The organism is Acinetobacter sp. YH01019 (genome assembly GCF_013420285.1).
GTDB classification, from domain to species: domain Bacteria; phylum Pseudomonadota; class Gammaproteobacteria; order Pseudomonadales; family Moraxellaceae; genus Acinetobacter; species Acinetobacter gandensis.
Genome location: NZ_VOYM01000144.1, coordinates 1 through 3,528, shown reverse-complemented (window position 1 = coordinate 3,528; position 3,528 = coordinate 1). Strand labels below are relative to the sequence as shown.

At 45.5% G+C, this 3,528-nt stretch carries 4 protein-coding genes; all 4 read left to right on the top strand.

The features are described from left to right. Nucleotides 1–182: 182 nt before the first annotated feature. The 4 genes from FTT84_RS17280 to FTT84_RS17265 all read left to right on the top strand — a co-directional run bounded on the left by FTT84_RS17280 (nt 183) and on the right by FTT84_RS17265 (nt 3,311). Entirely contained in the window at nt 183–848 is a 666-nt protein-coding gene (locus FTT84_RS17280; RefSeq protein ID WP_015060916.1) for a tyrosine-type recombinase/integrase, read from the top strand. Nucleotides 849–1,037: 189 nt separating this feature from the next. Further along, nucleotides 1,038–2,204, top strand: a complete 1,167-nt coding sequence (locus FTT84_RS17275) for a tetracycline-inactivating monooxygenase Tet(X3) (RefSeq protein ID WP_024160783.1) — start codon at nt 1,038–1,040, stop codon at nt 2,202–2,204. A 148-nt stretch (nt 2,205–2,352) separates the two neighbouring features. Beyond that, nucleotides 2,353–3,090: a recombinase family protein gene (locus tag FTT84_RS17270; RefSeq protein ID WP_001366550.1), complete on the top strand. Its 738-nt coding sequence runs from the start codon at nt 2,353–2,355 to the stop codon at nt 3,088–3,090. Then, complete coding sequence (locus FTT84_RS17265; RefSeq protein WP_000743213.1) at nt 3,087–3,311, top strand: hypothetical protein; 225 nt, start codon at nt 3,087–3,089, stop codon at nt 3,309–3,311. The genes FTT84_RS17270 and FTT84_RS17265 overlap by 4 nt, the downstream gene beginning before the upstream one ends. Nucleotides 3,312–3,528 lie beyond the last annotated feature (217 nt).

Genomic DNA, 3,528 nt, shown 5'->3' with positions numbered 1-3,528 from the left:
AGGAGGGTAAATTTTCAGCGTTGCTGGCTCCCCGTCAGCCGGATTGGGTTGCATCGCAGGGGTGTCGAAAGAGTCAACTGCGGTCCAAAGCTGTTGGACTTGGGTGAAAAGGGCGTTTATTCTTCCTATACGTCGATCGATTGAATGAAGGACATATACAATCATTTCTCCGACATTTGGTTATGGAGCGAAAAGTTTCAATATCTTATCAAAACCAGGCAATCAATGCGATTAAGTTTTATTACGAACGTGTTTTGGGTGGACAACGGAAAACATATTTCATCGAAAGACCAAAAAAAGAAAAAACACTTCCTGTTGTGATGAGTGAAGAAGAAACCATTCGGGTACTACGCGCTATTGAAAACGTGAAACACAAGGCTATTCTGATGACTATTTATTCGGCAGGTTTGCGCATTTCTGAATGTATAAACCTGAAAATAAAAGACATTGACTCCAAGCGCATGCAAATTCGTATAGAACAGTCAAAAGGAAAAAGAGATCGTTATACCATTTTATCTGAGAAAACATTAATTATTTTAAGAACATACTTTATGGAATATAAACCAAAAGATTATTTATTTGAAGGTCAAAAAGGTGGCGCATACTCAAGCCGAAGTATTCAAAACATTTTTAAAGCAGCTGTTTTAAAAGCAAAGATTCAAAAGGAAGTTACTGTACATACCTTACGACATAGCTTTGCAACGCATTTGCTTGAGAATGGTACGAGTTTACGTTATATTCAATCGTTGTTAGGTCATTCAAGCAGTAAAACAACTGAGGTTTATACACATATTACCACCAAGGGAATGGAACAATTAAAAAGTCCGATGGATTTGTTAGATATATAGAAAGGATTTGTATATTTGAGCAAAACTTAACAAAAAGCACTATGAATATAAATCCTTTTGAGAGAGTAGAAACGAACGGTAAACGGTTGAAAACGGATTTGTCACTGATAATGAAAGGTTTAGCAAAATAAGATATAGTGGATATATACGCCATTTGGCGTATAGCCACTTGTTATGTGCCATTTTTGAATGACAATGCGAATAGATACAGACAAACAAATGAATTTACTTAGTGATAAGAACGTTGCAATAATTGGTGGTGGACCCGTTGGACTGACTATGGCAAAATTATTACAGCAAAACGGCATAGACGTTTCAGTTTACGAAAGAGACAACGACCGAGAGGCAAGAATTTTTGGTGGAACCCTTGACCTACACAAAGGTTCAGGTCAGGAAGCAATGAAAAAAGCGGGATTGTTACAAACTTATTATGACTTAGCCTTACCAATGGGTGTAAATATTGCTGATGAAAAAGGCAATATTTTATCCACAAAAAATGTAAAGCCCGAAAATCGATTTGACAATCCTGAAATAAACAGAAATGACTTAAGGGCTATCTTGTTGAATAGTTTAGAAAACGACACGGTTATTTGGGATAGAAAACTTGTTATGCTTGAACCTGGTAAGAAGAAGTGGACACTAACTTTTGAGAATAAACCGAGTGAAACAGCAGATTTGGTTATTCTTGCCAATGGTGGAATGTCGAAAATAAGGAGCTTTGTTACCGACACGCAAGTTGAAGAAACCGGTACTTTCAACATCCAAGCTGATATTCTTCAACCGGAAATAAACTGTCCCGGATTTTTTCAGCTATGCAACGGCAACCGATTAATGGCGGGACATCAGGGCATTTTATTGTTTGCCAATCCCAATAATAATGGTGCATTGTATTTAGGAATTAGTTTTAAAACGCCCGATGAATGGAAAAATAAAATTCCCTTAGATTTTCAGGACAGAAACAGCGTTGCCGATTTTTTATTGAAAAGATTTTCCAAATGGAGTGAAGTTTACAAACAATTAATACGTTCGGTATCAACATTTCAATGCTTGCCCACAAGGAAATTTCCTTTGAACAATGATTGGAAAAGTAACCGTCCATTACCCATAACAATGATTGGCGATGCTGCTCATTTGATGTCGCCTTTTGCAGGACAGGGTGTAAATACGGGATTATTGGATGCTTTGATATTGTCTGAAAACCTTACAAACGGAGAATTTACAAGTATTGAAAATGCCATCGAAAACTACGAACAACAAATGTTTGTTTATGCAAAAGATACGCAGGACGAATCGACAGAAAACGAAACCGAAATGTTTAGTCCCAATTTTTCGTTTCAAAAATTATTGAATCTATAAACAGTAAGAAAAAACGGCTACTAACAAGCAGTTTTGCAATAGTGGGGCAGAAGTGCAAAATTGAACTTGTGTGCTTCTATCAACTTTTGTACATTAGCTGCCAGTTTAAGATGGGTGCATTTGAGTATGCCCAAAGGAGCCCGCAAGTATGCGCAGGACGAAGCCAGTAGCCGCGCCGATGGTGGCGCGGGTCTATCTGCGCGTCAGCACCGACGCGCAGGACTTGGAACGCCAAGAGGCGATCACTACGGCCGCGAAGGCCGCCGGCTACTACGTCGCCGGCATCTACCGTGAGAAGGCATCCGGCGCACGCGCCGACCGGCCTGAGCTGCTGCGCATGATCGGCGACCTACAGCCCGGCGAGGTGGTCATTGCCGAGAAGATCGACCGCATCAGCCGCCTACCTTTGCCCGAGGCCGAGCGCCTGGTGGCCTCGATACAGGCCAAAGGCGCACGCCTGGCCGTCCCTGGCGTGGTCGATCTATCCGACCTGGCGGCCGAGGCCCAGGGCGTCGCCAAGATCGTGCTGGAAGCCGTGCAGATCATGCTTTTTCGCCTGGCCTTGCAGATGGCCCGCGACGACTACGAGGACAGGCGCGAACGCCAGCGCCAAGGCATTGAGTTGGCCCGCCAGGCCGGGCGGTACAAGGGCCGCCGTGCTGATCCGAAGCGCCGCGCCCAAGTTGTCGCGCTGCGCAAGTCCGGCTACAGCATCAACAAGACCGCCGAGCTGGCCGGGTACAGTGCGGCCCAGGTGAAACGGATATGGGCCGAGGTCAGCCAGGCCGAAGCGAAGCAGCACGGCGCGTTCGTGGAGGACGCATTGACGGAAGCCGATGCCCTGGCCGCTGTCGGCCAGGATGAGCGCCAGGAGGAAAGGGCATGAAGAAGCCGAACCAAGACGACGAGCCGTTTTTCATCACCGAGGAGATTGCGGCCGAAATGATCGCCGGCGGCTATGAGTTCGAGCTGCCGCCCATTCCTTGCACCATCCGCCTACGCGACGTGCTGGAGCGCATGACCGATGCTGAGCTAGCATTGCAGCCGGGCGAGATCGCCGACCAGGAGCGTGAACGCTGCCGGCGCAAGCCGTGTTCAACCTCATGATCTGGTCATGGTATTTTTCATGGCACTGAGCCTGATAGTTCTTGCAAATTGTTGTCACTAAAGGGTTTTGTGTGCTTGTTTACAATCGAGTGGGAGTGACGGGCACTGGCTGGCAATGTCTAGCAACGGCAGGCATTTCGGCTGAGGGTAAAAGAACTTTCCGCTAAGCGATAGACTGTATGTAAACACAGTATTGCAAGGACGCGGAACATGCCTC